Genomic DNA, 25,350 nt, shown 5'->3' with positions numbered 1-25,350 from the left:
TTCATCCACGGGATTCCACACTAACACTTTCGCCGCTGTTTTCCTCATCGACCCACGAGGGTGCGTCGACGATCATGTCCGAGTACTCCCCGTCCTTCACGTGAGCGCGGGCCAGGACGCGGTGACTCATGATGACCGCCAAGGGGACCATGACCGCGAGGGCCGAGCCGAGGCTCATGATGCCCTTGCCGAGGAGGAGCCCGGCGATGCCCGATCCGAAGACGGCCGCGGAGAACGCAGCGCGCAGCGGCGGGTACAGGCCCCAGGCGCGGCGCAGGCCGCCGCCGGGGCGCAGGAGCACCAGCCAGCAGTAGGCGCCGGCCGTGACGGCGAGGAGGCTCATCGGGGACGTGAAGACCGACACGACGTTCGAGCCGACCCCGGAGGCGATGACGCCGTTGGTGTCGCCGAGGACGTCGCCGAGGAACGCGCCCAGCTCGCCGCGCTCGGCGGCGGGCCGCTGGTAGTCGATCCACGAGAGCCCGAACAGGACCGCGACGCCCGCGAGGCCGGACCACGCGAAGCGCTGGAACGTGACCCAGCCGCCGGTGGCGAGCGCGGCCGCGAGGCAGGTGCCGACGATGATCGCGACCGCGGCGGGCACGGAGTCGCCGAGGAACCCGGCGGAGACGATGAGGACGCCGAGGCTGCCGATGGCGGCCATGACGGGGGCCTGGTAGCGGCGCGGGAGGCGCCAGGCCGCGGCGGCGGCCAGGAGCCACAGGGACGCGATGAACATGCCGGTGGCGACCGGGCCGAGCTCGTTCGAGGCGGAGTCGGCGACGGTGTAGTCGCCCAGGAGCGTCCCGAGCGGGTCCTCGGTGTGGATGACCATCGCCATGACGGTGACGACGATCCCGAACGCGGACACGGTGATCATGAGGCTCGCGGGGCCGCGGCGGCCGGGGATGAGGATCGCGGCGAACGCGCACACGACGGCGATGCCGAGGGCCGTGAGCGGCCCGACGACGCCGGGCCGGTCGGCCGACCACCACTCAAGGAAGTCGGCGAGGATCGCGGCCGCGGTGAACAGGGCGCACACGAGCGCCGAGACGATGTTCAGGCGCATGAGCCACAGCGGCGGGGGCTTGACGCCCGGCTGCCCGGCCTGGCGCAGCAGGTGCAGCAGCGGCCACGCGACGAACGTCAGGGCCAGGAACAGGACCACCTGGAGCCACTGGGTGGCGGGCGCGGCGGTGGCGGCGGCGATGAGCCGCACGTCGGTGTCGTCGAAGACCGCCTGGCGCTCGGCGTACGAGAGCGTGTCCTCGGAGGCGCCCGCGGCGGTCCCGGAGACCGAGTCCGGGAGCGGCACGTCCAGGAGCGTGAGGATCGTCGCCGTCAGGTCGGTCAGGCGCAGGTAGCCGGGGCGCTCGGCGGGCAGGTCCAGGAGCGTGTGGCCGTCGGTGGCGCCGAAGTTCGCGACGGTGGCGAGGAGCCGGTTGGGCTCCTCGGTCTGGCTGATGCCGGTCACGATGAGCGCGGTGTCGCCCGAGCGGGCGGCGTCGAGGGCCGCGACGGTGTCGTCGAGCTGGTCGAGCGCGGCGGCCCGCAGCTCCTCGTCGGAGGAGAGGACCCCGCCGTCCACGACGGTGAGCGGGCACTCGTTCAGGAGCGCGGCCAGGTCGCGGCCGGAGGGCAGCGCGGAGTCGTACTCGCCGACGCGGCCGACCGAGTTCGCGGTGGCGTAGGCCCCGCCGGGGCCGACGCCGGTCGCGCAGGAGGTCCCGGCGGCGAGCATCCCGACCTCGGCGCCCTGGTCGAGGTCGCGGTTGAGGGCCACGAGGTCGGTCATGTCGCCGACCGTGGTGACCCCGTTGTCGTCGTCGATCCGCTCGTCGGAGACGGGGCCGCAGTCGGCGGAGTCGCCGTAGTTCCCGGCGACGGCGGGGGCGCCTGCGGAGAGGGTGAGCCAGCCGTCGAGCGTGCACGTGAAGTTGCGCCCGGAGTCGGTGTTCAGCTCGGCCAGCGCGCCGTTCTCGGCGAGCGCGGCGAGGTTCGGGGTGGTGTCGGCGTCGATGTCGGTCCAGGACAGGCCGCCGACGCCGAGGACGATCACTGAGTCGACGGTGTCGGGGATGGCGTCCTCGCGCTCGTCGGGGAGGAGCTGGAGGACCGCGAGCGCCGCGAGGAGCACGACGGCGATCCAGACGCCGAGGGGCCCGCGGTTCTCGGACACGGAGCGGGACAGGGACTTGCGGGCTTTGCGGGCCCGCCGCCCGGCGTCCAGGTTGCGCACCACTGGTTATCTTCCGGTCAGTTCGAGGTAGAGCGCGTCGAGGGCGTCGAGCATCTGGGCCTCGTCGGGCCAGGTGGCGGCGCGGGCGAGGCTGGCGGCGCGGTAGCGGTCGAGCTTCTCGGCGTCGCCGAGGAGGCCGCGGACGGTCCGGTCGAGGGCGTCGACGTCGCCGACCTCGAAGTAGAGCCCGGCGTCGCCCACGAGTTCGGGGATGCCGCCGGTGCGGGTGGTGACGAGCGGGACGCCGGCCTGGAGGGTCTCCTGGGCGAACAGCTGGCGGGCCTCCCACTGGCTGGTGACCAGGGAGAGGTTCGCGTCGGTGAGGAGGTCGCCGACGTCGGTGCGGTGGCCGAGGAGGCGCACGTCGGCGCCGGAGGCGTCGATGAGGGCCTGGAGGCGGTCGCGCTCGGGGCCGTCCCCGGCGATGACGACCACGGGTGCCGGGTCGAGGTCCTTCCAGCGGGTCGCGGCGGCGATGAGCGTGTCGTAGTCCTTCTGCGGGTGCAGTCGGCCCACGGACAGGAGCATGGGGCGGTCGCCGATGCCGAGTTCGGCGCGGACCGTGCCGGGCGCGCCGTCGGGGGTCTTGGGCGGGGCGGCGACGGGCGCGAGGCGGGCGTCCTTGGCGCCCAGGGACACCAGGTGCTCGTGAAGGTCGGAGGAGGCGGCGAGGGCGACGTCGACGCCGCGGGCGAGGCGCCCCTCGATGGCGTCGGAGACGCGGCGCTTCACGCCGGAGGTGATGAGCTGGTTGTGCCAGGTGGTGACCAGTGCGGCGCCCGCGGGGCGGGCGGCGAGCGCGGTGATCCCGGCGGTGAGGCCGTGCGCGTGGACGACGTCGACGCCGCGTCCGGTGATGCCGTGCAGCGCGTTCCGGGCGGCCCACCAGGCGAGGGGCAGCTCCGGGGAGGGCTTCGCGGTGATGGGCGCGGGGGCGAAGCGGGCGCCCCGGGCGCGGAAGCCGAACCGCTCCTCGGTCTCGGGCGGGCCGACGACCAGGACGGCGTCGCCGCGCTCCACGAAGCCCTGGGCGACCGAGGCGACGTGGGTGCCGATGCCGCCGGTCGAGGGGCCGAGCACCAAGGCGATACGGCGGTGGCTCACTGGTCTGCTCCGTCTTCGTCGGGTTGGTGTGCTTCGTCTTCCGTTGACGACCGTATTCTGCCAGCGCGTCGCAGGACCGGGCGCACGACACCGGATCCGCCGATGAGGGCCCCGATGCCGAGGTAGACGACGGCGGTGGCGGCGCCGACGACGACGCCCTGGAAGAGCGCCGTGTAGATCGTATTGGCGTGGCCCCACAGCACGATGAGCTCGCGGGCGGCGAGCACGGCGGCCACGGCGGCGACGACGGTGGCGAGCGCGGCGCGGGGGATGCCCGCGAGGCTCGCGGCGCCGGTGTGGCGGGCGATGGCGGCGGTGAGGGCGAGGCCGATGACGGTCATGCCGATGGACCACGCGATGGCGAGCGCGAGCGTGCGGTCTTCCAGGGGCATGACCTGGGAGAGGACGACGGCGGCGACGGCCCCGGCGGCCCAGCCGATGGAGGTGGCCCCGGCGGCGTACTTGTTGCGGCCCACGGCGTAGAGGCCGCGGGAGTAGATCGCGAACATGGAGTAGCCGAAGAGGCCGAAGGCGAGGCCGGTGAGGGTGCCCTGGAACTGGTGGAGGGTGTTCTCGCTGCTGTCGGCGGACACGGAGGAGAGGACCGTGGCGATGGGTTCGGCGAGGCCCGCGAGGGCGGCGACGCCGAGGCCGGACAGGAGGAGGACGGCGCGGCCGGTCTGGGAGAGGCGGCGCTGGTAGCGGTCGTTCTCGCCGAGCGAGAACGCTTCGGCGAGCACGGGGTAGGCGGCGGTCGCGAGGGGGACGGCGAGCACAGCCCACGGCAGGAGGAAGAAGGTCTGCGAGACGGTGAAGATCGCGGACGGGCCCTCGCCGGCGTCGTTGGCGAGGGCGATGAGCAGGGCCTGGCACAGCTGCTGGGCGCCGACGGTGATCGCTCCCGCGATGGCGAGGGACTTGAGCCCGGAGGCCACGTGGGTCTCCATGCGCCAGGCGGGCCGCAGCCGCAGGCCGAGGCCGCGCAGCGGGATGATGAGGGACGCGGCGAGGACGGCGACGCCGACGGTGGTGCCGAGGCCCAGGAGCATGATGTCGCCCTGGTCGGTCTCCTCGACGCGGTAGGCGCGCCCGGAGCCGAGGCCGTAGACGACGTACACGCCGGCCATGACGACGCTCGACAGGAGCGGGGCGAGCGCGGGCCAGGCGAAGCGGCGGTGGGACTGGAGGATGCCGGTGAGGACGACGGCGACGCCGTAGATGGGGATCTGCGGGGCGAAGAGGACGAGCATCTCGGTGCCCGCGTCGATGGCGGCCGCGGAGGTCTGCTCCCCCGGCATGAGCAGTTCGATGATGGGGCGGGCGAACAGCGCGACGAGGAGCCCGGCGGGGACGAGGATCGTCAGGGCCCACGTGAGCAGGGCCGAGGAGATGCGGCTGACCTGGGCGGGGTCGTGGCGGGCGAGCGGGGCCGCGAGGAGCGGGATGACGAGGGCCGCGAGCGCGCCGCCCGCGACGAGCTCGAAGATGATGTTGGGGATGCTGTTGGCGGTCTGGTAGGCGGCGCCGAGGCTGCCGACGCCGACCGCGTAGGTGAACACCATCGTCCGGCCGAACCCGGCCAGGCGGGAGGCGACGGTGATCGCACCGATGACCGAGGCGGCACGACCGACTTCGCGTCGGGTCTCGGTCAAGACTTCGTCCGACCCAGCTCGTCCAGCTCGCGCAGTACGGGCGTCTCGGCGATGACCTTGGTGAAGGAGACCTTCTCCGAGGCGGCGATGAGGGCGGCGACACCGGCGAGGGCGACGTGGCGGCCGACCATGCCGGTGCGGGCGACGTAGGCGAGGCCCAGGAGCGCGCCGAGGGCGTTGGCGCCGCCGTCGCCGAGCATGGTCTTGCCTTCGAGGTCCTCGGACATCGCGGCGCCCGCGGCGGCGGAGACGGCGAGCGCGGTGTTGGCGCCGCCCGCGGCGGTGGCGCGGCGGGACTTGGGGCCCGGGGGGCGCGAGAGCGGGGCGGCGGCGATGGTGACGACTTTGAGGGCGCGGCCGGGGCGCAGGTCGAACAGGTTGATGACGTTGGCGGCCCCGGCGATGACGCCGCCGCCGACGCCGACGTTCCAGAGGCGCCGCAGGCGGGACCGGCGGCCGTCGGTGAGCTCGCCGTTCTGGAGGTCGACGAGCGCCGCGGCGGCGAGTCCGGCGCCGGAGATGCCGAGGATCTTGACGAGCCCGGCGGACACGCGGCCCTTGAGCAGGGCGCCGACGTGGCCCTTGAAGCCCTTCGCCTTCTCCCCCTTGGAGTCGGCGATGTCGTCGTAGAGGCCGACGGCGCCCGCGGTGACGCCCGCGGTGGCGGCGGCCGCGGCGTAGGCCGGGGAGTTCGCGCCCAGGACCGCGCCCGCGGTGGCGCCGATCGTGATGCCCGGCCCTTCGGCCAGGCTCACGGTGTCGCCCTTGTGGTTGATCCGTTCCAGGTCGGCGGCCCATTTCGAGCGGCGGATCGCGCCGATCGCGGCTATGGTGCCGCCTGCCGCGACCCCTCCGAGGAACGCCCTACCGACGGTGCGCGTCAACTGGCTCATGGGCGCGATACTAGGCCGCGTCGGGAAGCAGGGCCGAAGCGCCCTCCCCGATGCCGAGGTGGTCCACGGTGCCGGAGTTGATGAATTCGGCCAGCGCGGCGACGGCGGCGATCTGCCCCTGGGTGAACGCGGCGTTGTCGACGGTGGCGACGGTGTCGGCGCTGTCGGCGCGCAGGTCGGTAAGCGGGTTGCCGTCGCCGGTGGAGGTCATGGCGCCGTAGACGGTCGGGCCGTCGGCGGCGAACTCGTTGGTGAACGTGACCATGCCGGTGTTGCGGGAGTCGGCGTCGGAGTCGGTGGCGCCGGCCCCGGCGAGGATGAGCACGCCGTCGGCGAGGCCGGTGGGGGCGGTCTCAACGGTGAGCATCGACATCTCGCTGAGGGCGGTGGTGACGGTGGTGATGTCGCCGGGGGCGACCTCGACGGCGGTCCCGGCGGCCTTCCCGGTGGTGACGGCGGCGAGGACGTAGCTCATGGCCTGGACGCCGTCGTAGGTGACGGGGGTCTGGACCGTGGCGGGGGTGGCGGTGTCGACGAGGTCGACGAGCTGGTCGGCGTTGGTCGGGTCGAAGAAGTCGTCGAGCACGGAGATGCGGCCCGAGACGGTGGCCCCGGCGTAGCCGAGCATCTGGACGGCGCCGTCGACGGCGCCGGTGTCGGCGCCGGGCAGGGCGACGACGAGGATGTTCTTCCCGGTGAGCTTCGCGGAGAGGTAGGCGGGGGCGATCTCGGCGGCGAACTCCTGCTCCTCGCCGAGCTGGTCCTCCAACTGGGCGACCTGGGCGCGCAGCTGCTCGTTGGAGTCGCGCAGGCCCTGGCTGGTGGTCTCCAGGGCCTCCATGGCGGGGCCGTTGAGGGCGGCGGTGCCGAGGATGAGGCCGACGGTGAGGGCGAGGAACACCGCGGTGAGGCTCACCAGGTGGTACCGGAAGTTGATCACGAGAACAGCCTTTGGATCTGGAAGAGCAGCCCGTCCCACCAGTCGGCGATGACGTCCACGAAGGAGCGGCCGACGGTGGAGATGGCGACGGCGGTGGCCATGGCGGCGAGGCCGGAGACGATGAGCAGCAGGAGCGCGGAGATCGACATGTCCTGGCGGTACAGGCGCGAGACGCCCTTGGCGTCGACGAGCTTGCCGCCGACGCGCAGCCGCGTGAGGAACGTCGAGGCCATGCCGCCGCGGCCCTTGTCGAGGAACTCGACCATGGTGACGTGGGTGCCGACGGCGCAGATGAGCTCGGCGCCCTTCTCGTCGGCCATGAGCATCGCGATGTCCTCGGAGGTGGCGGCCGCCGGGAACGGGATCGCGGGGACGCCGAGCTTGTCCATGCGCTCCATGCCGGGCGCGCGGCCGTCGGCGTAGGCGTGCACGACGATCTCGGCGCCGCAGCGCAGGGCGTCGTCGGAGACGGAGTCCATGTCGCCGACGATCATGTCGGGCGTGTAGCCCGCCTCCAGGAGCGCGTCCGCGCCGCCGTCGACGCCGACGAGCACGGGCTTGAACTCGCGGATGTACGGCCGGAGGACGTCGATGTCCTCCTTGTAGTTGTAGCCGCGGATCACGATGAGCGCGTGGCAGCCGTTGAAGGAGGTCTTCACCTCCGGGACGCCGACGCCGTCGAGGAGCAGGTCGCGCTCGCGCTTGAGGTACTCCATGGTGTTGGCGGCGAACGCCTCCAACTGGATCGACAGGCCCTCCTTCGCGGCGTCCATGTCGGCGGCCACGGAGTCGGTGGTCTGCACGGTGCCCTCGGCGACCAGTTCGGTGCCGAGGAAGACCTTCCCGTCCTCGACGGTGACGGTCTTGCCCTCGCGGACCTTGTCGAAGATCTCGTCGCCGACGCCGTCGATGAGGACGATCCCGGCTTTGACGAGGACCTCGGGTCCGAGGTTCGGGTAGCGGCCGGAGATCGACTTGGCGGCGTTGACGACCACGGCCACGTCGGTGCCGACGAGGGTGTCGGCGGCGACCCGGTCGAGGTCGACGTGGTCGATGACCGCGATGTCGCCGGGTTCGAGGCGACCGCAGAGCCGCTTCGTGCGGCGGTCGAGGCGGGCGGTGCCGACGAGCCGACCCTCGGAGGGCTCGCCCTCCTGGTTCCGCCCGGGCAAACGCAAGCTAGGTACACGCATCGTGCATCATCATGCCATCTGGCGGCCACGCCCCATGCTGCGGCGCGCCGCTCAGCGGTGGATCGGCGCGGCTCCTAGGACTTCATCTTGGCGGCCTCGGCCAGCAGCTCCTCCGCGTGCGCGACGCCCAGGTGGGAGTCGGGCATCCCGGCGAGCATGCGAGCAAGCTCACGCGCCCGCGCCGCGTCGTCCACGACGCGCACGCCGGAGACGGTGACCGCGCCGGAGGTGTCCTTGGACACGACCAGGTGGCGGTCGGCGAACGCGGCGACCTGCGGCAGGTGGGTGACGACCAGGACCTGGTGGCGGCGGGCGAGCTTCGCGAGGCAGCGGCCGATCTCGATGGCGGCGCCGCCGCCGACGCCCGCGTCCACCTCGTCGAACACGAGGACCGGCGGACCGCCGATCTCCGCGAACACGACTTCGATGGCGAGCATCACACGGGACAGCTCGCCGCCGGACGCGCCCTTGTGGAGGGCGGCGGGCTGGGAGCCGGGGTGGGGGCGCAGGAGCAGCTCGACCTCGTCGGCGCCGTCCTCGGACGCGCCGGAGACCGCGGTCTCCACGGCCAGGTCGACGCTGCCGCGTCCGGCCGGGCGGGCCTCGACGGCGGCCACGACCTCGGCGTGCGGCATCGCCAGGCCCTTGAGCTCGGTGGAGACCGAGCCGGAGAACCGCTCGGCGGCGGCGCGGCGGGAGACGCGCAGCTGGGTGGCGAGGTCGGCGGCGCGGGCGGTCAGCTCGGCGTGCTGGGACTCCAGCTCGGCAACGCGCTCGTCGGAGACGTCGAGCTCCCCGAGGCGCTTGCTCGCGTTGTCGGCCCACGCGAGCACGCCGGGGAGGTCCTCGGCGTACTTGCGGTACAGGGTCTTCAGGGCGGCCTGGCGCTGGTAGATCTCCTCCAGGCGGCGCGGGTCCGCGGAGAGGTCGTCGAGGTAGGACGAGAGGTCCACGGCCGCTTCCGCAAGCAGCGCACCGGCTTCGGCGAGCCGCTCGGCGAACTCGGCGAGCTTGGGGTCGGAGTGCGCGTCGTGCTCCAGGGCGCGGGCGGCGGCGCCGACGGTGTCGGTGGCGCCCCCTTCGCCGGTGGCCGGGTCGCCGGTGATCGCGCCGTGCGCGGTGGCGGCGGCCAGGCGCAGGGCCTCGGCGTTCTCCAGGCGCAGGGCCTCTTCGGCGAGTTCGGACTCCTCGCCCTCCTGCGGGTCGACGGCGGTGATCTCGTCGAGGCCGAGGCGGAGCATGTCGGCCTCGCGGGCCATCTCGCGGGCGCTGGTGCGCAGGCGGGACAGCTCGGAGGCGCACGCGGCCAGCTCGTGGAAGGCGGCGCGGTAGGCGTCGAGGAGCTTGCCGTGGTCGGCACCGGCGAAGCGGTCGAGCGCGGCGCGCTGCTCGGCGGGCTGGAGCAGGCGCATCTGGTCCGACTGGCCGTGGACCGAGATGGCGAGCTCCCCGAGTTCGGCGAGGACGCCGACGGGCGCGGAGCGGCCGCCGACCCAGGCTTTGGAGCGGCCCTCGGAGGAGACGGAGCGGGCCAGGAGCAGCTCGCCGTCCTCCAGGTCGGCTCCGGCCTCGATGGCGCGCTCGCGCAGTTCGAGCGCGACCTCGGCCACGGCGAAGCGGCCCTCCACAAGGGCTCGGTCAGCGCCGAGGGGGGCACGGGAGGCACGACCGCCGAACAGCAGACCCAGACCGGCGACGACCATGGTCTTGCCGGCGCCGGTCTCACCGGTGATGCAGGTCAGACCGGGGTCGAGCGGCAGGGTGGCGTCAGCGATCACGCCCAGGTTCTGGATGCGAAGCTCCTCCAACACAGTTCAAGACTGTACCCGCACGCACCGACATCGGTCGGCTGAGTGCACCGAGGTGCGAGCTAGATTCGCCCGTGCCGCCAACCGTCAACGGGCAGAGAGAGTTTCGAGACGAGGCGGGAGGCGAACGGCTGTCCGGACATGCGCACCAGGCGGACCGGGCGCGCCGAGCGCCGGATGGTCACCGTCGATCCGGCCGTCAGGCGGGTCAGCTCCTTGCCGTCGGCGATGAGCGCGCCCTCGGTGCCGACCGACTCAACGCCGATGCGGATCTCCGAAGAGGAGTGCACGACCATAGGCTTGGCGAACAGCGCGTGCGCGTTCATGGGGACGACCACCAGGGCGTCCACATCGGGCCAGACGACCGGGCCGCCCGCGGACATCGCGTGCGCGGTGGAGCCGGTCGGGGACGCGACCGCGACGCCGTCGCAGCCGTAGCGGGAGATGCGGGTGCCGTCGATCTCGATGAACAGTTCGAGCATCCGCGCGGGCTCGGCCTTCTCCACGGCGATGTCGTTGAACGCCCAGGAGCGGTGCAGCTCGCCGTCGGTGCCGGTGGCCTCGACCGACAGGGCGGTGCGCTCCTCCACGCCGTAGTCGCCGTCCAGGAGGCGCGAGACCACGGTCTCCAGCTCGCCGGTCTCGGCCTCGGCGAGGAAGCCGACCTTCCCGAAGTTGACGCCCAGGAGCGGCACGTCGGCCTCCGCGGCGAGCTTGGCCGAGCGCAGGACCGTGCCGTCGCCCCCGAGGGCGAGCACGAGGTCGGCGGTGGCGGAGGTCTCCTCGTCGACGACCAGCAAGGCGTCGGGGTGGCGGAGGGAGCGGATCTCGCCGGTGAGGATGCGGACCGCGACGTCGGCGGAGCGGAGGGCGGCGGCCAGCTTCTCGGCGAGTTCGGCGACGTCCTCGCGGAGCGGGTGCGTCACGACCAAGACGCGGCCGGGCTTCTGCTGCGACCCCACTCGCGCTCCTTCTCAGACGGTTCCAGGGCCTCGAACTGTACACCGGGCGCCGTGACGCCCGGTACGGGTGAGCATACCGAAGACAACGCTTTCCGATCACAGTTCGGATATTCGCCTTCGCTTGGGCCGCAGGCCGGTCTACGCGGGCTTCGGGCCCGCCGCGACCACGGCGTCGACCGTGTCGCGGGCGACGGGCTCGCCGCCGGTCTGCATGCGGCAGAAGAACTCCACGTTGCCCTTGGGGCCGGGGAGGGGACTGGCGGCGACCGCGGTGGTGGTCCAGCCCAGGCCCTGGGCGGCCTCGATGACGTTCCACACGGCGTCGGCGCGCTGGGCCGGGTCGGCGACGACGCCGCCCGCGCCGACCTGGCCCTTGCCGACCTCGAACTGCGGCTTGACCATCGGCAGGATGAGCCCGGTGGGCTTCGTGCAGGCGGTGAGCGCGGGCAGGACGAGGCCGAGGGAGATGAACGAGAGGTCCCCGACGGTGAGGTCCACGGGCCCGCCGAGCTGCTCAGGCGCGAGGTGGCGGACGTTGGTGCGGTCGTGGACCTTGACGCGCTCGTCGGTCTGGAGCTTCCACGCGAGCTGGCCGTAGCCGACGTCCACGGCCAGGACCTCGGCGGCGCCGCGGCGCAGCAGGACGTCGGTGAAGCCGCCGGTGGAGGCGCCCGCGTCGAGGACGCGGAGCCCGGCCGGGTCGACGCCGAACGCGTCGAGGGCGCCGATGAGCTTGTGGGCGCCGCGCGAGACGTAGTCGTCGGCGTCGCCGACGAGGCGGATCGAGTCGTCGCCGGTGACGGACGTGGCGGCCTTGGTGGCCGGGATGCCGCGCAGGTGGATGCGGCCGTCCGCGATGAGCTCGCGGGCGTGCTCGCGGGAGCGGGCGATCTTGCGGCGCACGAGTTCGGCGTCGAGTCGGTAGCGCGTCGGCATGGCGCGGTCGGTGTCCCTCTAAACGGCGGGTGGAGGCGTGCGGATCAGGCGTCGTCGACGTTGCTGAGGATCTCCGAGAGGCGCTGCTGCACGCCCTCGAAGACGGCGACGTGCTCGGTCACGGGCAGGTCCGGGAGCGCTTCGAGGCGGCCGAGGGCCTCCTCGACCTCCATCTCGACGTCCTCGGCGTCGGCGCGGAGCCGGGCCGCGACGGCCCCCGGGTTCGGTGCGTCGGTCATGCGTCCCCTTCGTCGTCGCTCGGCGTGTGCGAGGGGGCGGCAGCGCGGGCCTCGGCCTCGGCAAGGCGGACGCGCAGTTCTCGGATCTGCCCCTCGGAGTGCTCCAGGCGCAGGTTGAGATCGTCGAGGTCGGCCTGGGTGGCGACGCCCATGCGGGTGAGGCCCGCGTCGAACTCGGCGCGCACGAGGCGGCGCACGTCGTGGGCGGTGCGGCCGCCGTGGCCGCGGAACTGCTCAGCGCGGGTGCGCACCCCTTCGGTGCCCGACCGCAGGTCCTCGCGGACCCTGCCGGCGAACTCGCGGGCGCGGCGGGCGGGCTCGCCGGCCATGCCGAAGACGGTGTCGAAGTAGGCGCGGTCGGTGTCGGCCATGTGGTCCCACTTCCTTTCGGGGTCCCCCGGTTTTCCCGGGACGGGGTCCTGTCCCTTCAACGGTACTGCCAAGCTACCGGTGACCGGTCGCGACCGACGCGTCGTACTGGCCGGTAACATACATGCGGGCGCACAGCCGCGCCCGCGCCGATCGAACAGGAGCGCCACATGGCCACCATCGACGAATGCCGGACCGCCCTGGAGCAGTTCGCGGAGAACCTCGCCTCCAACCCGAAGACGGTCAAGAAGCTCACCGGGTTCCAGCGGAGCCTCGCGGCGGACATCAAGGACCTGTCCGTCTCGTTCAACGGCCGCTTCGACGGGGGCAGGCTCGTCGACATCGTCGACGGCGACAACCCCGACGCCGAGATCCGCATGATCGTCGGCTCCGACGACCTGCTCAAGCTCGTCGCGGGCGAGCTCGACTTCATGAAGGCGTTCACCGGGGGCCAGGTGAAGATCAAGGCCCCCATGATGGACCTGATGAAGCTCCGCCAGGTCCTCTAGGGCCGCTTGGCCTCCCTATGCGGCGTAGGGTGCGCGGGCGCGGGCCGTGAGGCCCGCCCCGCCCCCTGCGGCCCCCGGACGGTCAAATGCCTCCCGGTCGGACGCAACAGCATTCAGGCCACGTTGTAATCTCTGCGCAGCCGACCACGCAGACGAGCGGGTCGAGCTTCACTGCATTCTCGGGAGGACCGCATGGCCACTGTTGACGAAGTCCGCAACGTGTTGGAGAAGCTGGCTGGCAAGGTCGCCAGGAAATCCGACGAGCTCAACCTTGAAGACGACTTCGAACGCACGCTGGCCGTCGAAGTCACCGACCTGGGCCAGGCGTTCAGCGCCAAGCTCGCGGGCGGCAAGCTGACCGACCTGCTCGACGGCGACGCCGCCGACGCCGAGGTCCGCATCATCATCGGCTCTGACGACCTGATCGCCCTGTCGAAGAAGGAACTGAAGCCCGCCAAGGCGTTCCTGACCGGCAAGATCAAGGTCAAGGCGTCCGTGAAGGACCTCGCGAAGCTGCGCAAGGCCCTCAAGGTCGACTAGGACCCGGAGGCCCCCGCTGCCGCCTCTAGAAACGACGAAGCCCGGACCGCGGCAGTCCGGGCTTTTCGCTTGCCTTGGAACGGGTCGGGTCAGGACGCCAGGAGCTTCTCGGCGGCCGGCCCGACCGGGACGGGCGGACGCGACGGGTCGTACCCGTTCATGTCCGCTGCGGCCCAGCTCAGCTCGCACAGCGCGCGCCAGCCGTCCAGCTCGTCCCCCTGCCCGCTGAAGCGGACGTCGGGGCCGTCGAGCTCGGCGGTCCAGCCGCCGCACTCGATGCGGTCCACGGCCTCGTTCCAGTCCGGCTCCGGGTGCGCCTCGGTCAGGGCCGCGAGGCTCCAGCCGAGGTACGTGGGCCGCTGCTCGGGCGGCAGGCCCAGCGCCAGGCGCGGCGAGGCCACGCCCGTGAACACCAGGAGCGAGTCGATCCCGGCGCGGTTGGCGCCCGCGATGTCGGAGTCGGGCCGGTCGCCGACCATGATCGCCCGGCCGCCCGGCTTGCGCGCCATGGCGATCCGGTAGATCGGCTGCTCGGGCTTGCCCGCCGTGAAGTCGGGCCCGTGCCCGAGCGCGGTCTCGACCGCGCCCACGAGCGCGCCCATGCCGGGCAGCGGACCGTCCGGTGTGGGCAGTGTGGCGTCGAGGTTCGCGACGGCCCAGAAAGCGCCGTTCCGGACCGCGATCGTGGTGTCCGCGAGCGAGCGCCACGAGGTCTGGGGCGTGTACCCGAAGGCCACCGCCGCGGCGGCCTTCGGGTCGTCGACCGGGACGAGCCCGGCGCCGGTCACCTCGTCGAGCAGCGCCTGCGAGCCGGTCACGAGGACCTTGCCGCCCTTGCCGATCCGGTCGAGGATGCCCGAGGCCACCACCTGCGCGGAGGTGAGCACCTGGGCCGCCTCGGCGGGGATGTCCATGCCGCGCAGGGACTCCGCCACCGTCTCGGGGCTGCGCGACGCGTTGTTCGTGACGAACACCGGGTCGCAGGCGAGGCCCGGAAGGGCCGCGAGGGTCGCGGCCGCTTCCGGGATCGGCTCGTGCAGCAGGTACACGACCCCGTCGAGGTCGAGCAGCGCCAGGTCATAGGCGCCGGCCAGTGCCTCAGGGGCGCCTTTCAGTCGGGTCATCGGACTCCTCAGCGTCGGGGTTCGCCTTCTCGGCCGCCGGACCGGTCGGCTCCTGCGCTGCGCGCGGGGCCTCGGGCTCGTCGTCCTCGTCGTCGTCCTCGTCGCCTTCGTCGAGGTCGCCGTCTTCGTCGCGTCGGTCGTCCTCGTCGTCGTACTCGACGTCGTCGCGGTCGTCCTCGTCGTCTTCGAGGTCGTCGTTGTCCTCGAACTCGTCGTCGTCCTCATCGTCTTCGATCTCCTCGAAGTCGATGCCCTCCAGCTGGAGGAGGCGCTCGGCGGCGCCGGTCTCGCCCTCCTCGTCGGCGGCGACGGCCTTGGACAGCCACTCGCGGGCCTCGTCCTCAAGGCCGTCGGCCAGCAGGCCCTCCGCGTAGGCGTAGCGCAGACGCGCCAGCCACGGCTCGGCCTTCGGCGAGTTGAGCGCCCCGACCTTGAGCATCGCGGTCGCGGCCTCGCCCATGCCCATGTCACGGCGGGCGCCGGAGGCGACGATGAGCAGTTCCACCCTGACCTCGGCGTCGATGGCCTCGTCGGAGCCGTGCTCGCGGAACAGGTCGATCGCGCGCTCGGGGTGCCCGAGGGCGCGCTCGCAGTCGGCGATCAGCGCGATGTGGTCGAGCGTGCCGCTCAGGCGCTGCGCGGCGCGCAGCTCGTTGACGGCGAGCTGCCACTCCTCGGCGCCGTACGCGGCCACACCGGTCACCTCGCGCACGATCGCCACGCGGGACGCCTTGCGGCGGGCGTAGCGGGCCTGCTCCAGGGCGCCTTCCACGTCGTCCTCGGCGAGGAGCGCGGCGGCGGCGAGGAGCCGGTTGCCGACGGCCTCGGCGAGCTGCTTGTTCAGGCTGCGGAGGCCCTCGCGGGTCTCCTTGTCGAGCTGGTCGAAGCCGTACTCGACGCCCTCGGGCAGGTCCGGCGCCTCGTCGGACTCGCCCATGCGGATCGGGCCCTCGTGACCGGCCTCGCGCTCCTCCAGGGGACGCAGGTTGTCGCGGCCCCGGCGCTCCTTGCCGTCGCGGCCGAAGCGGTCGTCGCGGTCCCGGTCGTCGTAGCGGCGCGGGCCGCGGTCGTCGCGGTTCCCGTAACTGCCGCGGCTGCCGCCACGGTCATCGCGGCTGCCGCCGCGGTCGTCACGGAACCCGCGGTTGCTGCCGCGGTCGCCGTCGAAACGGCGGGGGCCGCGGTCGTCGCGGTTGAACCCGCCGCGGTTGCCGCCGCGGTCGTCGCGGTTGTAGCCGCCGCCGCCGCGGTTGTCGCCGTCGCGGCGCGGGCCCCGGTCGTCACGGTCGAAACGGCGCGGACGCTCGTCCCGGTCGAACGTGCGGGGACCGCGGTCGTCGCGGTTGCCCTCGTAGCGGCGCGGGCCGCGGTCGTCGCGGTTGTAGCCGCCACCGCCGCGGTTGTCGCCGTCGCGGCGCGGACCGCGGTCATCGCGGTTGCCCTCGAAACGACGGGGGCCGCGGTCGTCACGGTTGAAACCACCGCGCTGGCCGCCCCGGTCGTCCCGGTTGTAACCGCCGCTGCGGTTGCCGCCGCGATCGTCGCGGTTGAAGCTGCGTCCGCCGCGGTCGTCGCGGTTGTACCCGCCACCGCCGCGGTTGTCGCCATCACGGCGCGGGCCCCGGTCGTCACGGTTGAAGCCGCCGCGCTGGCCGCCGCGGTCGTCGCGGTTCTCGAACCGGCGGGGGCGGTCGTCGTCGTAGCGGCGCGGGCCCCGGTCGTCGCGGTTGAACCCGCCCCGGTTGCCACCGCGGTCGTCACGGTTGAAACCACCGCGGTTGCCGCCGCGGTCATCGCGGTTGTACCCGCCACCGCCGCGGTTGTCGCCGTCGCGGCGCGGGCCGCGGTCGTCACGGTTGAAGCCGCCGCGCTGGCCGCCCCGGTCGTCCCGGTTGTAACCGCCGCCGCGGTTGCCACCACGGTCGTCGCGGTTGATGCTGCGTCCGCCGCGGTCGTCGCGGTTGTACCCGCCGCCACCCCGGTTGTCGCCGTCGCGGCGCGGGCCCCGGTCGTCACGGTTGTAGCCGCCGCGGTCGTCGCCGTCGCGGCGCGGGCGGTCGTCCCGGTCCTCGTAGCGCCGCGGGCGGTCGTCGCGGCCTTCACTGCGGCCGTAGCCGCCCCGGTTCCCGCCGCGGTCGTCGCGGCGGTCGGAACCGCCCCGGCCCGAACGGTCGCCGTAGCCGCCGCCCTCGCGACGGCCGTAGCCGCCTCGTCGGTCTTCTCCACCCTTGCGGGCGCGGCCGTCTTCAGCCACTTGTGTCTCCCCCTCTGTTCACCGCGACAAAACCAATCAAGTGTAGGACTCAGCCGACGAGTTCGACCCCGGCGACGGTCTTCTTACCCCGCCGGATCACTCCGTACCTGCCGTGAAGCAGGTCAGACCGGTCGATAACGGCCTCCGCGTCACTGACCCGGACGTTGTTCAGGTACGCCCCGCCCTCCTTGGCCGCGCGGCGCGCCTCGCCGAGGCTCGCCACGACACCGGCCTCCTTCATCGCCTCGGCGACGGTGACGTCGGGCTTCTGGAGCTCCGCGAGACCCGCCTCCACGAGCGCGGCGCGCAGCGTCGCCTCCGGCAGCTCGGCCAGTTCGCCGCGGCCGAACAGGGCCTGCGAGGCGGCGACGACGTTCTGCGTCTCCTCGGCACCGTGCAGGAGCGTGGTCAGCTCCTCGGCGAGGGCCTTCTGCGCGAGGCGCGCGGCGGGCTTCTCGGCCGTGGCGGCCTCCAGCTCGGCGATCTCCTCGTGCGACTTGAACGAGAAGTACTTCAGGTAGCGCACCACGTCGGCGTCGCCGGAGTTCAGCCAGAACTGGTAGAACGCGTACGGGCTGGTCAGCTCCGGGTCGAGCCAGACCGCGCCGCCCTCGGTCTTGCCGAACTTGGTGCCGTCGGCCTTGGTCACGAGCGGGGTCACGAAGGCGTGCACGTGGTCGCCGGTGCGGCGGCGGATGTAGTCGACGCCCGCGGTGATGTTGCCCCACTGGTCCGACCCTCCGAACTGGAGGGTGCAGCCGTGGCGCTGGTTCAGCTCGAAGTAGTCGTGGGACTGGAGCAGCTGGTACGAGAACTCGGTGAACGAGATCCCGGCCTCCAGGCGGGACTTGACCACGTCGCGGGCGAGCATCTTCGAGATCGGGAAGTGCTTGCCGACGTCGCGGAGGAAGTCCACGACGCTCAGCTCCGAGGTCCAGTCGAGGTTGTTCACCGGCACCGCGGCGTTCTCGCCGTCGTAGGTGACGAACGGCGAGACCTGGGCGCGGATCTTCTCGACCCACCCGGCGACGACCTCCGGCGGGTTGAGCGACCGCTCCCCCGCCTCCTTGGGGTCGCCGATCTGGCCGGTCGCGCCGCCGACGAGCAGCAGCGGGCGCAGCCCGGCCAGCTGGAGGCGGCGGGCGGTGAGCACCTGCATGAGGTGGCCGACGTGCAGGCTGACGGCGGTGGGGTCGAAGCCCACATAGAACGTGAGCCGCCCGGCGTCGATCGACTCGCGGAGGGAGTCGGTGCCGGTGGAGTCCTGGATGAGGCCGCGCCATGCGAAATCGTCGAGAATATGCACGGTCTCATTGTGCCCTAGCGGCCGAAACGCTTTTCCCGGTGCGTGCGGGCGGGTGGTGCGGCCTACGCCGGGCTGCGCGTGCCGGTCTCGCCGAGCGCGAGCCCGGCCTCGACGACCATCCGCAGCTCCGCGGACGCGGCGGTCTTCGCGGCCTGCTTCGTCGGGCCCTTCCCCTCGGCCGTGACCCGCTCGCCGGTGGCGCGCAGGAGGCCCTCGCCGCGGCACGTGAACACCCGTTCGTGGGACGGCCCGTCAACCTCGAACTCCCACGCGAGGCCGTCGATGGCCCCGCGGGCGGCGTAGATCTGGACGGCCTCGGCCGGGTTGACGGCGGCGTCCACGAGGAGCTTGCGGGGCGCGTCGGTGCGCGGTTTCGCGGCGGCGTCGGCGGAGAGGTCGGGCAGGCCCGCGAGCTGGGCGGCCAGCGCCAGGGCGGCCTGGTTGCGGGCGTCCTTCTTGTTGCGCTGCAAGCGCTTGGGGGACTCGGTGCGGGTGCCGTCGAAGACGAGGGCGACCTGGGCGCTGAAGAGGGGGCCTTCGTAGGCGGGTTCGGGCTCGACGGTCCAGTTGACGTTGGTCTCGTTGCTGACGGGGCCGCCGAGGCGGTCCTGGAGGTAGACGTTGAGCACGGACTGGGCCTGCTGGGGTTCGCGGGAGAGGCGGCGGTTCATGCGTTCGCGCAGGGGCTGGAAGTCGGGGCCGCCGTAGAGGTAGACGGAGGCGAACTCGCGGAGCAGGAGTTCGCGGGCGTCGAGGCGGCGGGCGGTCTCGTCGGCGAGTCCGGCGGGGGCCTCGCCGCGTTCGACGGCGAACTGGAGGACGCGGGCGAACTGCTTGTACGGCAGGGACGCGAAGTCGGCGGCCTCCATCTGGCGGGCGGTCTCGGCCTGGGCGCGCTGCTTGAAGAAGTCGGCTTTGGCGCGGCGCTCGGCGTCGAGGTGCTCGTTGACGTGGTCGGCGGTGGCGGCGAGCTCTTCGGGGCTGTAGGGGCCGGGGCGGCCGAGGGCGGCGGCGAGGAGGATGCGCTGGGTGACGAGGTCGGGGTAGCGGCGGATGGGGCTGGTGGCGTGGGTGTAGACGGGGAGCTGGAGGCCGTGGTGGCCGTGGACGGTGGGGCCGTAGGTGGCGGCGCGGGAGACCATCTTCATGCGGGAGCGGAGCATCTCGAAGGCGGCGCCGTCGCCTGAGGCGGCGATGTCGTCGAGTTCGCCGCGGAGTTCGGCGGGGTCGCCGGCGACGGCGGCGAGGCGGTGGTTGCGGAAGAGGATGGGGAGGTCCTCGCGGACGGCCCAGGAGGCGATCTGCGCGTTGGCGGCGATCATGAACTCCTGCACGATGATGTAGCCGGAGTTGCGTTCCGCGGAGTCGAGGCGGACGATCTGGCCCTCTTCGTTGGTGGCGAAGCCGGAGAGGAGGTCGTAGAAGGCGAGGGCGCCGGCGTTGCGGCGCGCGGCGAGCATGGTCTGGGCGAAGCGGAGTGCGAGCGCGAGGGTGGCGTGGAGGGGGTGGGCGGGGTCGCCGGAGGCGGTGGCGGCCTCGGCGTGGGTCATGGTCCAGGAGCGGGTGAGGCGGCCGGGGCCGAGTTCGGCGTCGAGGACGCGTCCGGCGGGGTCGATGCGCAGGTGGACGGCGAAGGTGTCGCAGGGCCGGTCGGGGGTGAGGGAGGCGGCTTCGACGACGGGGGCGGGGAGCATGTGCCGGGTGTGGTCGGCGCGGTAGCGGGTGTGGACGCGGCGGCGGGCCTCGGTGTCGGCGGGGCCGCCGGTGGTCACGTGGTCGGCGGCGCGGGCGATGTGGATCCACGCGTCGAAGCCGGTCTCGCCGCCGGCGCCGTCCCCGAGGGGTTCGATCCAGACCGCGTCGTCGCGGTCGGCGGTGGTGGGGGCGTCGATCATGATCCCGCACTCCGCCGGGTTGTGCTCGGCCAACTGCGCTCCTTCGTGTCCAGCCGCAATCGTAGCGGCAGCGACACGCTGTGCGCGCATACGAGTGGGGCCGGGCGTTCACATGGTGAACACCCGGCCCCTCGCGTGCGTCTACTGGGGCCGGAGGTCCCAGGTCTCGAGGCGTCCGCACATGCCCCACTTGCCTTCGGCGTCGCCCGCGGAGGCGACGTGGGCGTCGCAGAGGTGGGCGGCTTCGGCGCCCGCGAGGGCGTCGAGGTGGGCGCCGGTGGCGTCGGCCTGGGCCTTGGGCCCGGCGGCCCAGAGCTTGCGCCAGGTGTCGGTGCGGTCGGCGACGATGCGGGCGGCCTGCTCCCACACGGGCTTCATCGCTTCGGCGCCGTCCTTCTGGACGCGTTCGCGCAGGGCGAGGTAGCCCTCGACGGCGAGGTCGCGGCGGGTGCGGGTGGCCTCGCCGCGCTGCTCGTGGGTGAGGCCGGGGGCGCCGGGCGCGGTGGCGGCGGCGATGTAGGCCGCGGGGTCGTTGAGGACCTCGTCGGGGAAGGTGAAGACGGCGTCCCCGGCTTCGGGGATGCCGGCGTTCTGCATGACGACGACGAGTTCGAGGTCTCCGGCGTTGATCAGGCGGTGCACCGTGCCGGGGGTGAACCACAGGACGGTGCCGCGGGCGAGGTCGCGGCGCTCGTAGCCGTCGCCGGAGAGGGTCTCGACCGCGCCGGTGCCGCCGGTGACGACGTAGCCCTCGGTGGAGGCGGTGTGGAAGTGCGGGGAGCCTCCGGCCTGGCCGTCGATCGTGGGCCAGTCGTAGACGGTGACGATGGAGACGGCCGTGCCGCCGGGGAAGCCGGTCATGCGGCCAGCTTCGCGAGTTCGGCGGCGGCGAGTCCGGCCTTCTCGGCGGCGCCGTCGACGCCGGTGTCGCCGTTGACGATCGCCACGGCGTGGCGGAGGGTCACGGTGTCGCCGGGGGCCATCGGCAGCTCGGTGTCGAAGAACGGCGCGGGGCAGACCGCGGCGAACGGGGTCGAGCGGACAAACCACTTGACGGGCGCGCCGGGGTTGTCCGGGTGGTCGGTGAAGACGAGGGTGGAGGCGGCGTCGACGGAGTCGTGCGCGCCGCGGAAGGCCATCCAGTCGCCGCGCACGCCCATGAGCTCGTCGCCGCCTTCGCCGTCGGCGGTGTAGACCCGGCCCTCGGTGAAGGAGCGGGGCCCGCGCCAGAAGAACCCGCCGTACCCGGCGTTGTCGCGGCCCTCGGTGGTGGGGCTGCCCATGACCACCGTGTCCGCGGTGTCGTTGGTGAACGCGGTGGAGAAGGAGAGGACCCAGGTGTCGTCGGCGAGGACGGCGACGGCGAAGGAGCGGGTCTCGGAGAAGAAGTGGCGGCCGTCCTCGGTGATCCAGTCGAGGCGCTCGACGGCCTTGACGCCGTTCTCGTCCGCAGTGAGCTCGGTGAACTCCTGGTGGACCATGGCGCCGTCGTTCTTCTCGTCGACGTAGCCGAGGTCGCGGCGGAAGGTGCGCCCGCCCCAGAAGTTCTCGGGGCCCGCGTTCGGCAGCGAGAGGGCGATGCCCTTGTGCCACACGTGGTCGTGGGGCCGGTAGAGGCTCACCTGGTGCCCGGCGAGGTCGCGGAGGGGCTCGAAGTAGGGCCGGGGGGACTCGAACTGGTCGTTGTCGGGTCGGTAGACGTAGCGCAGGATCTCAAGGTCGCCCTTGGTGATCGAGAGGGCGGTGCCGTCGTCGGCGAGGTGCAGCGTCATCGGTGTCTCTCCACTCGGTTTCCGGTACGTCGTCACTTGAGGTCGGCCCAGGGCGTGCCCGAGCCGTCCATCCGCTGGTAGAAGGGGGAGGTCGGGTCGATGTCGCCGGCCCGGACGCGCTTGCCGGTGAACGCGGAGGCGTAGATCGCGGCGAGCAGTTCGAGGGTGCGGCGGGCCTCTTCGACGGGGACCGGCGGAGTCGCCTTGCCGTCGAGGGCGTCGGCGATGCGCTTGAACTGGGCGCCGTGGCCGGAGGACTGGCCGCGCGGCTCGCCCGCCCATGCCTGGTTGACGTCGTCGGCGGCGGACTCGATCGGGTGGACCGACCAGTTGTCGTCCCCGTACCCGTAGAGGTGGTCGAGTTCGACGGTGGCCGTGTCGAAGTCGAGGCGGATCTGGGAGACCTCGCGCGGGGACAGCAGCGAGTTGGTGATGACCACGGACGCGCCGGATTCGAGGGTGACGATCGCGTGCGAGACGTCCTCGGTGTTGGTGCGGCGGCGGTGCCGGTGCGCGGTGGCGACCACTTCGGACCAGGGCCCGACGATCGACAGGAGCGTGTCGATCTGGTGGATGCCGTGGCCCATGGTGGGGCCGCCGCCCTCGGTCTCCCAGCGCCCGCGCCATTCGACGGCGAAGTACTCCTCGGGCCGGAACCAGAGGGTGTCGCACTTGGCGACGGCGAGGCGGCCGAGGACGCCGGAGGCCATCATGTTGCGCACGCGCTCGGCCGCGGAGCCGAAGCGGTGCTGGGAGATCACGGCGAAGTCGGCGCTGGAGGCGGCGGCGGCCGCGGCGATCCGGTCGAACTCCTCCAGGCTCAGGGCCGGGGGCTTCTCGCAGACGACGCCGACGCCCGCTTCGAGGGCGGCGATGGCGCCGGGCCCGTGGGCCACGGGCGGGGTGCACAGGTCGACGAGGTCGAGCTCCTCGTTCGCGAGCAGCTCCTCGATGGAGGCGTAGCCGCGGTCGAGGCCGAACTTGTCCTTGAACGCGTCGAGGCGGGCGGTGTCGGGGTCGACGGCGGCCACGAGCTCGATGCGGCCGGGGACGTGCTTGCGCAGTTCTTCGGCGTGCAGGTTGGCGATCCCGCCGGTGCCGACGACGGCGAGGCGGTAGGTGGAGGACACAGGGGACTCCTTTGGCACGGAGATTCGGTAAACGTTTTCCAGCGCTGACGACAATACTAGCCGACAGCCGTTTCGACAGTGACCTGGGTCTCCAATGCCCTGGTCCCCGGCTCGATGCGCCGCTCGCCGGTGACCTGGACGGCGAGGGCCGCGGCGGTGTCGGCGGCCGAGCGTCCCAGGCGCAGTTCGAGGGCCCCGGCCTCCACGGTCCACTGGCCGTCGAGGCCGATGAGCGCGGCGAGGTCGGCGGGGACGGCGAAGCGGGCGCGCGCGGCCTCCCCCGGGGCCAGCTCCAGGCGGGCGAAGCCCACGAGGCGCTGCACGGGGCGGACGGTCGACGCGACGGGGTCGTGGAGGTAGAGCTGCACGACCTCGGTGCCGCGGCGGCCCCCGGTGTTGGCGACGCGCACGGCCACCTCGACGACGCCGTCGGGCGCGGTCTCGGCGCCGGAGAGCAGTTCCGGCTCGTCCCAGGTGAACTCGGTGTACGTGAGGCCGTGCCCGAAGGGGTAGCGGGCGGTCGGGTCGACCGAGGACACCTCGGAGCGGCGGGCCAGCTGCGGGCCCAGGTAGGTCGCGGGCGGCGAGTCGCGCCGGGCCGGGACGCCCACGGGCAGGCGGCCCTCGGGTTCCGTTGCGCCCGTGAGGATGCCGGAGATCGCGGCCGCGCCCTCCTCGCCGGGCAGGAACGCCTGGACGATCGCGGCGGCCCGCTCGGGGGCGGTGCCGAGCGCGTACGGGCGGCCCGAGACGACCACGACGACGGTGGGCGTGCCGGAGTCGAGGACCGCTTCGAGCAGCTCGTTCTGGCGGCCGGGCAGGGCGTGGTCGGGGGCGTCGCAGCCCTCGCCGGAGGTGCCGCGCCCGAACAGGCTGGAGCGGTCGCCGACGGCGACGATCGCCAGGTCGGCGGCCGCGGCGGCGTTCGCGGCGGCGGCGATCTCGGTGTCCGTGGACTCCCGGACCCAGCCCCCGGCGACGTGCTCGATAGCGGCGCCGGGCAGGTCGGCCGCGAGCCGGTCGGCGAGGGTGGCGACGGCCACGCCGGTGTCGACCACCGGGTACGGCTCGCCGCTCTCGGTGTCGTACCGCATGTGGTGGTTGGGGAACGAGTAGCAGCCGAGGAACGCGGCCCGGTCGTCGGCGACGGGGCCGAGGAGCGCCACGCGCGCGGGGGCCGCCGCGAGGGGCAGCGTCCCGTCGTTCGACAGGAGCACCACGGACTTGCGGGCGACCTCGGCGGCCAGCGCGCGGGCCTCGGGCGGGTCGAAGTCGACGGTCCCGGACGGCTCGGGCAGCTCGTCGAGCAGGCCGAGCTCGATCTTCTGCGCGAGGACGCGCTCGACGGCGCGGTCGAGGGTCTTCTCCTCGACGAGTCCTTCGGCGACGGCGTTGCGCAGGGGCTCGCCGAAGCAGTCGACGCCGGGGAGCTCGACGTCCACGCCCGCGCCGAGTGCGGCCGCGGCGGCGGCGGAGCGGTCGCCCGCGATGCCGTGCAGGGAGTTGAGGAAGTTGACGCCGAAGTAGTCGGCGACGACGGTGCCCTCGAAGCCCCACTCCTCGCGGAGGATGCCGGTGAGGAGGCGGGTGTTGGCGTGGGAGGGGACGCCGTCGTTGGCGGCGTAGGAGGGCATGACGGACTTGGCGCGGCCGAGCCGCACGGCCATCTCGAAGGGCGTCAGGTAGGTCTCGGTGAACTGCCTGGGGCCCAGGTAGACCGGGCCGAAGTTGCGGGCGGCGTGGGAGGCGGAGTACCCGGCGAAGTGCTTGACGGTGGCGACGAGTCCGGCGTCCTGGAGGCCGGTGACGTACGCGGTGCCGAGGACGCCGGTGAGGTACGGGTCCTCGCCGATGGTCTCCTCGGTGCGGCCCCAGCGGGAGTCGGCGACGACGTCGAGGACGGGGGCGAGGCCCTGGTGGATGCCGGCCGAGCGCATGGTGTCGCCGATGCGCCGGGCGACGGCGTGGACGAGCGCGGGGTCGAAGGTCGCGCCCCAGGCGAGGGCGGTGGGGAAGATGGTGGCGCCGTAGGCCATGAACCCGGCGAGGCACTCGTCGTGGGCGACGGCGGCGATGCCGAAGCGGCTGCTCTCGCGGACGCGGCGCTGGATCGCGGCGAGGCGGGCGGCGCCCTCGGCGGGGTCGACGCGGGCGGATCCGAAGGGGCGGGTGACCTGGCCGAGCCCGTGGGCGAGGGGGTCGGCGGCGGCGACGGCGCCGCCGGTCTGCTCGCTCTGGTGGGGGGCCATCTCCCCCGCGTCGGCCTCGACGCCGTGCCACAGGCTCGACAGCTGCGCGCACTTCTCTTCGAGGGTCATCCGCTTGACCAGCCCGGCGGCCCGTTCGGCCGTCTCCGCGGGGGTGTCGGTGTCCATGCTGCTCCACTCAAGCGGCCCAGCGCGCGCCGTGGCGGCTGGTTCCGGGCCGATAGTTTCTGAAACTTTTCTGATCGTTTTCGATACAGGTTCGCACACCATAACATTGA

At 73.0% G+C, this 25,350-nt stretch carries 21 protein-coding genes; 2 read left to right on the top strand and 19 right to left on the bottom strand.

All coding sequences use genetic code 11. The annotated features are described in order from the left end of the window. Position 1 precedes the first annotated feature (1 nt). The 11 genes from AB0A65_RS10830 to AB0A65_RS10780 form a co-directional block, all read right to left on the bottom strand. Positions 2-2,242, bottom strand: coding sequence for a hypothetical protein (locus AB0A65_RS10830; protein WP_359949708.1), 2,241 nt, complete (start codon positions 2,240-2,242; stop codon positions 2-4). 3 nt (positions 2,243-2,245) lie between these two features. After that, a complete protein-coding gene (locus tag AB0A65_RS10825) occupies positions 2,246-3,343 on the bottom strand; it encodes a glycosyltransferase family 4 protein (RefSeq protein WP_359949705.1) in 1,098 nt (365 codons plus the stop codon). Continuing rightward, the gene (locus tag AB0A65_RS10820) at positions 3,340-4,995 is read right to left on the bottom strand and encodes a lipid II flippase MurJ (RefSeq protein WP_359949702.1); all 1,656 of its coding nucleotides are present in this window, start codon (positions 4,993-4,995) and stop codon (positions 3,340-3,342) included. Before AB0A65_RS10820 ends, AB0A65_RS10825 begins: the two co-directional genes overlap by 4 nt. Then, the gene (locus tag AB0A65_RS10815) at positions 4,992-5,888 is read right to left on the bottom strand and encodes a hypothetical protein (protein ID WP_359949699.1); all 897 of its coding nucleotides are present in this window, start codon (positions 5,886-5,888) and stop codon (positions 4,992-4,994) included. Before AB0A65_RS10815 ends, AB0A65_RS10820 begins: the two co-directional genes overlap by 4 nt. Before the next feature lie 10 nt (positions 5,889-5,898). Further along, positions 5,899-6,828, bottom strand: a complete 930-nt coding sequence (locus tag AB0A65_RS10810) for a copper transporter (protein WP_359949696.1) — start codon at positions 6,826-6,828, stop codon at positions 5,899-5,901. Beyond that, on the bottom strand, positions 6,825-8,021 hold the full coding sequence (gene steA / locus AB0A65_RS10805) for a putative cytokinetic ring protein SteA (RefSeq protein WP_359949693.1): 1,197 nt from the start codon (positions 8,019-8,021) through the stop codon (positions 6,825-6,827). The genes AB0A65_RS10810 and steA overlap by 4 nt, the downstream gene beginning before the upstream one ends. A gap of 74 nt (positions 8,022-8,095) precedes the next feature. After that, positions 8,096-9,832, bottom strand: a complete 1,737-nt coding sequence (gene recN / locus AB0A65_RS10800; protein WP_359949690.1) for a DNA repair protein RecN — start codon at positions 9,830-9,832, stop codon at positions 8,096-8,098. A 59-nt stretch (positions 9,833-9,891) separates the two neighbouring features. Beyond that, on the bottom strand, positions 9,892-10,791 hold the full coding sequence (locus AB0A65_RS10795; RefSeq protein WP_359949687.1) for an NAD kinase: 900 nt from the start codon (positions 10,789-10,791) through the stop codon (positions 9,892-9,894). A 138-nt stretch (positions 10,792-10,929) separates the two neighbouring features. After that, a complete protein-coding gene (locus tag AB0A65_RS10790; RefSeq protein ID WP_359949684.1) occupies positions 10,930-11,727 on the bottom strand; it encodes a TlyA family RNA methyltransferase in 798 nt (265 codons plus the stop codon). 44 nt (positions 11,728-11,771) lie between these two features. Then, positions 11,772-11,966: a hypothetical protein gene (locus AB0A65_RS10785; protein ID WP_359949681.1), complete on the bottom strand. Its 195-nt coding sequence runs from the start codon at positions 11,964-11,966 to the stop codon at positions 11,772-11,774. Next, on the bottom strand, positions 11,963-12,337 hold the full coding sequence (locus tag AB0A65_RS10780; RefSeq protein ID WP_359949678.1) for a hypothetical protein: 375 nt from the start codon (positions 12,335-12,337) through the stop codon (positions 11,963-11,965). Before AB0A65_RS10780 ends, AB0A65_RS10785 begins: the two co-directional genes overlap by 4 nt. Before the next feature lie 168 nt (positions 12,338-12,505). Here AB0A65_RS10780 and AB0A65_RS10775 point away from each other — a divergent pair, with 168 nt between their 5' ends. Further along, positions 12,506-12,844 (top strand): SCP2 sterol-binding domain-containing protein, encoded by a 339-nt coding sequence (locus AB0A65_RS10775; protein WP_359949675.1) that lies wholly within the window; start codon positions 12,506-12,508, stop codon positions 12,842-12,844. A 192-nt stretch (positions 12,845-13,036) separates the two neighbouring features. Continuing rightward, positions 13,037-13,384 carry an SCP2 sterol-binding domain-containing protein gene (locus AB0A65_RS10770; RefSeq protein ID WP_359949672.1) on the top strand — a complete coding sequence of 116 codons (348 nt, stop codon included), beginning with the start codon at positions 13,037-13,039 and terminating at the stop codon, positions 13,382-13,384. Positions 13,385-13,473: 89 nt separating this feature from the next. Here the strand turns inward: AB0A65_RS10770 and AB0A65_RS10765 are convergent, their stop codons facing one another. From AB0A65_RS10765 to AB0A65_RS10730, 8 genes are all read right to left on the bottom strand, one after another. Beyond that, complete coding sequence (locus AB0A65_RS10765; RefSeq protein ID WP_359949669.1) at positions 13,474-14,508, bottom strand: HAD-IIA family hydrolase; 1,035 nt, start codon at positions 14,506-14,508, stop codon at positions 13,474-13,476. Next, positions 14,483-16,762 carry a hypothetical protein gene (locus AB0A65_RS10760; protein ID WP_359949666.1) on the bottom strand — a complete coding sequence of 760 codons (2,280 nt, stop codon included), beginning with the start codon at positions 16,760-16,762 and terminating at the stop codon, positions 14,483-14,485. The genes AB0A65_RS10765 and AB0A65_RS10760 overlap by 26 nt, the downstream gene beginning before the upstream one ends. Before the next feature lie 49 nt (positions 16,763-16,811). Beyond that, positions 16,812-18,068, bottom strand: a complete 1,257-nt coding sequence (gene tyrS / locus AB0A65_RS10755; RefSeq protein ID WP_359949663.1) for a tyrosine--tRNA ligase — start codon at positions 18,066-18,068, stop codon at positions 16,812-16,814. Positions 18,069-18,130: 62 nt separating this feature from the next. Next, on the bottom strand, positions 18,131-19,996 hold the full coding sequence (locus tag AB0A65_RS10750; RefSeq protein ID WP_359949661.1) for an RNB domain-containing ribonuclease: 1,866 nt from the start codon (positions 19,994-19,996) through the stop codon (positions 18,131-18,133). Between the two features lie 108 nt (positions 19,997-20,104). Further along, positions 20,105-20,824 carry a cupin domain-containing protein gene (locus AB0A65_RS10745; protein WP_359949658.1) on the bottom strand — a complete coding sequence of 240 codons (720 nt, stop codon included), beginning with the start codon at positions 20,822-20,824 and terminating at the stop codon, positions 20,105-20,107. Continuing rightward, complete coding sequence (locus tag AB0A65_RS10740) at positions 20,821-21,735, bottom strand: PmoA family protein (RefSeq protein ID WP_359949655.1); 915 nt, start codon at positions 21,733-21,735, stop codon at positions 20,821-20,823. Before AB0A65_RS10740 ends, AB0A65_RS10745 begins: the two co-directional genes overlap by 4 nt. A 32-nt stretch (positions 21,736-21,767) precedes the next feature. Then, on the bottom strand, positions 21,768-22,865 hold the full coding sequence (locus AB0A65_RS10735) for a Gfo/Idh/MocA family oxidoreductase (RefSeq protein ID WP_359949652.1): 1,098 nt from the start codon (positions 22,863-22,865) through the stop codon (positions 21,768-21,770). 56 nt (positions 22,866-22,921) lie between these two features. After that, entirely contained in the window at positions 22,922-25,240 is a 2,319-nt protein-coding gene (locus tag AB0A65_RS10730; protein WP_359949649.1) for a glycoside hydrolase family 3 N-terminal domain-containing protein, read from the bottom strand. Between the last annotated feature and the right edge of the window lie 110 nt (positions 25,241-25,350).

The sequence above is a fragment of the Glycomyces sp. NPDC047010 genome, from assembly GCF_040644205.1.
Taxonomy (GTDB): Bacteria; Actinomycetota; Actinomycetes; order Mycobacteriales; family Micromonosporaceae; genus Glycomyces.
This window is presented reverse-complemented; position numbering and strand designations above follow the sequence as displayed.

Coding starts and splice junctions, on each gene's coding strand:
- AB0A65_RS10815 (WP_359949699.1), bottom strand. CDS start 5,888: ATGAGCCAGTTGACGCGCACCGTCGGTAGGGCGTTCCTCGGAGGGGTC.
- steA (WP_359949693.1), bottom strand. CDS start 8,021: ATGCGTGTACCTAGCTTGCGTTTGCCCGGGCGGAACCAGGAGGGCGAG.
- AB0A65_RS10790 (WP_359949684.1), bottom strand. CDS start 11,727: ATGCCGACGCGCTACCGACTCGACGCCGAACTCGTGCGCCGCAAGATC.
- AB0A65_RS10785 (WP_359949681.1), bottom strand. CDS start 11,966: ATGACCGACGCACCGAACCCGGGGGCCGTCGCGGCCCGGCTCCGCGCC.
- AB0A65_RS10780 (WP_359949678.1), bottom strand. CDS start 12,337: ATGGCCGACACCGACCGCGCCTACTTCGACACCGTCTTCGGCATGGCC.
- AB0A65_RS10775 (WP_359949675.1), top strand. CDS start 12,506: ATGGCCACCATCGACGAATGCCGGACCGCCCTGGAGCAGTTCGCGGAG.
- AB0A65_RS10770 (WP_359949672.1), top strand. CDS start 13,037: ATGGCCACTGTTGACGAAGTCCGCAACGTGTTGGAGAAGCTGGCTGGC.
- AB0A65_RS10765 (WP_359949669.1), bottom strand. CDS start 14,508: ATGACCCGACTGAAAGGCGCCCCTGAGGCACTGGCCGGCGCCTATGAC.
- AB0A65_RS10745 (WP_359949658.1), bottom strand. CDS start 20,824: ATGACCGGCTTCCCCGGCGGCACGGCCGTCTCCATCGTCACCGTCTAC.
- AB0A65_RS10740 (WP_359949655.1), bottom strand. CDS start 21,735: ATGACGCTGCACCTCGCCGACGACGGCACCGCCCTCTCGATCACCAAG.
- AB0A65_RS10730 (WP_359949649.1), bottom strand. CDS start 25,240: ATGGACACCGACACCCCCGCGGAGACGGCCGAACGGGCCGCCGGGCTG.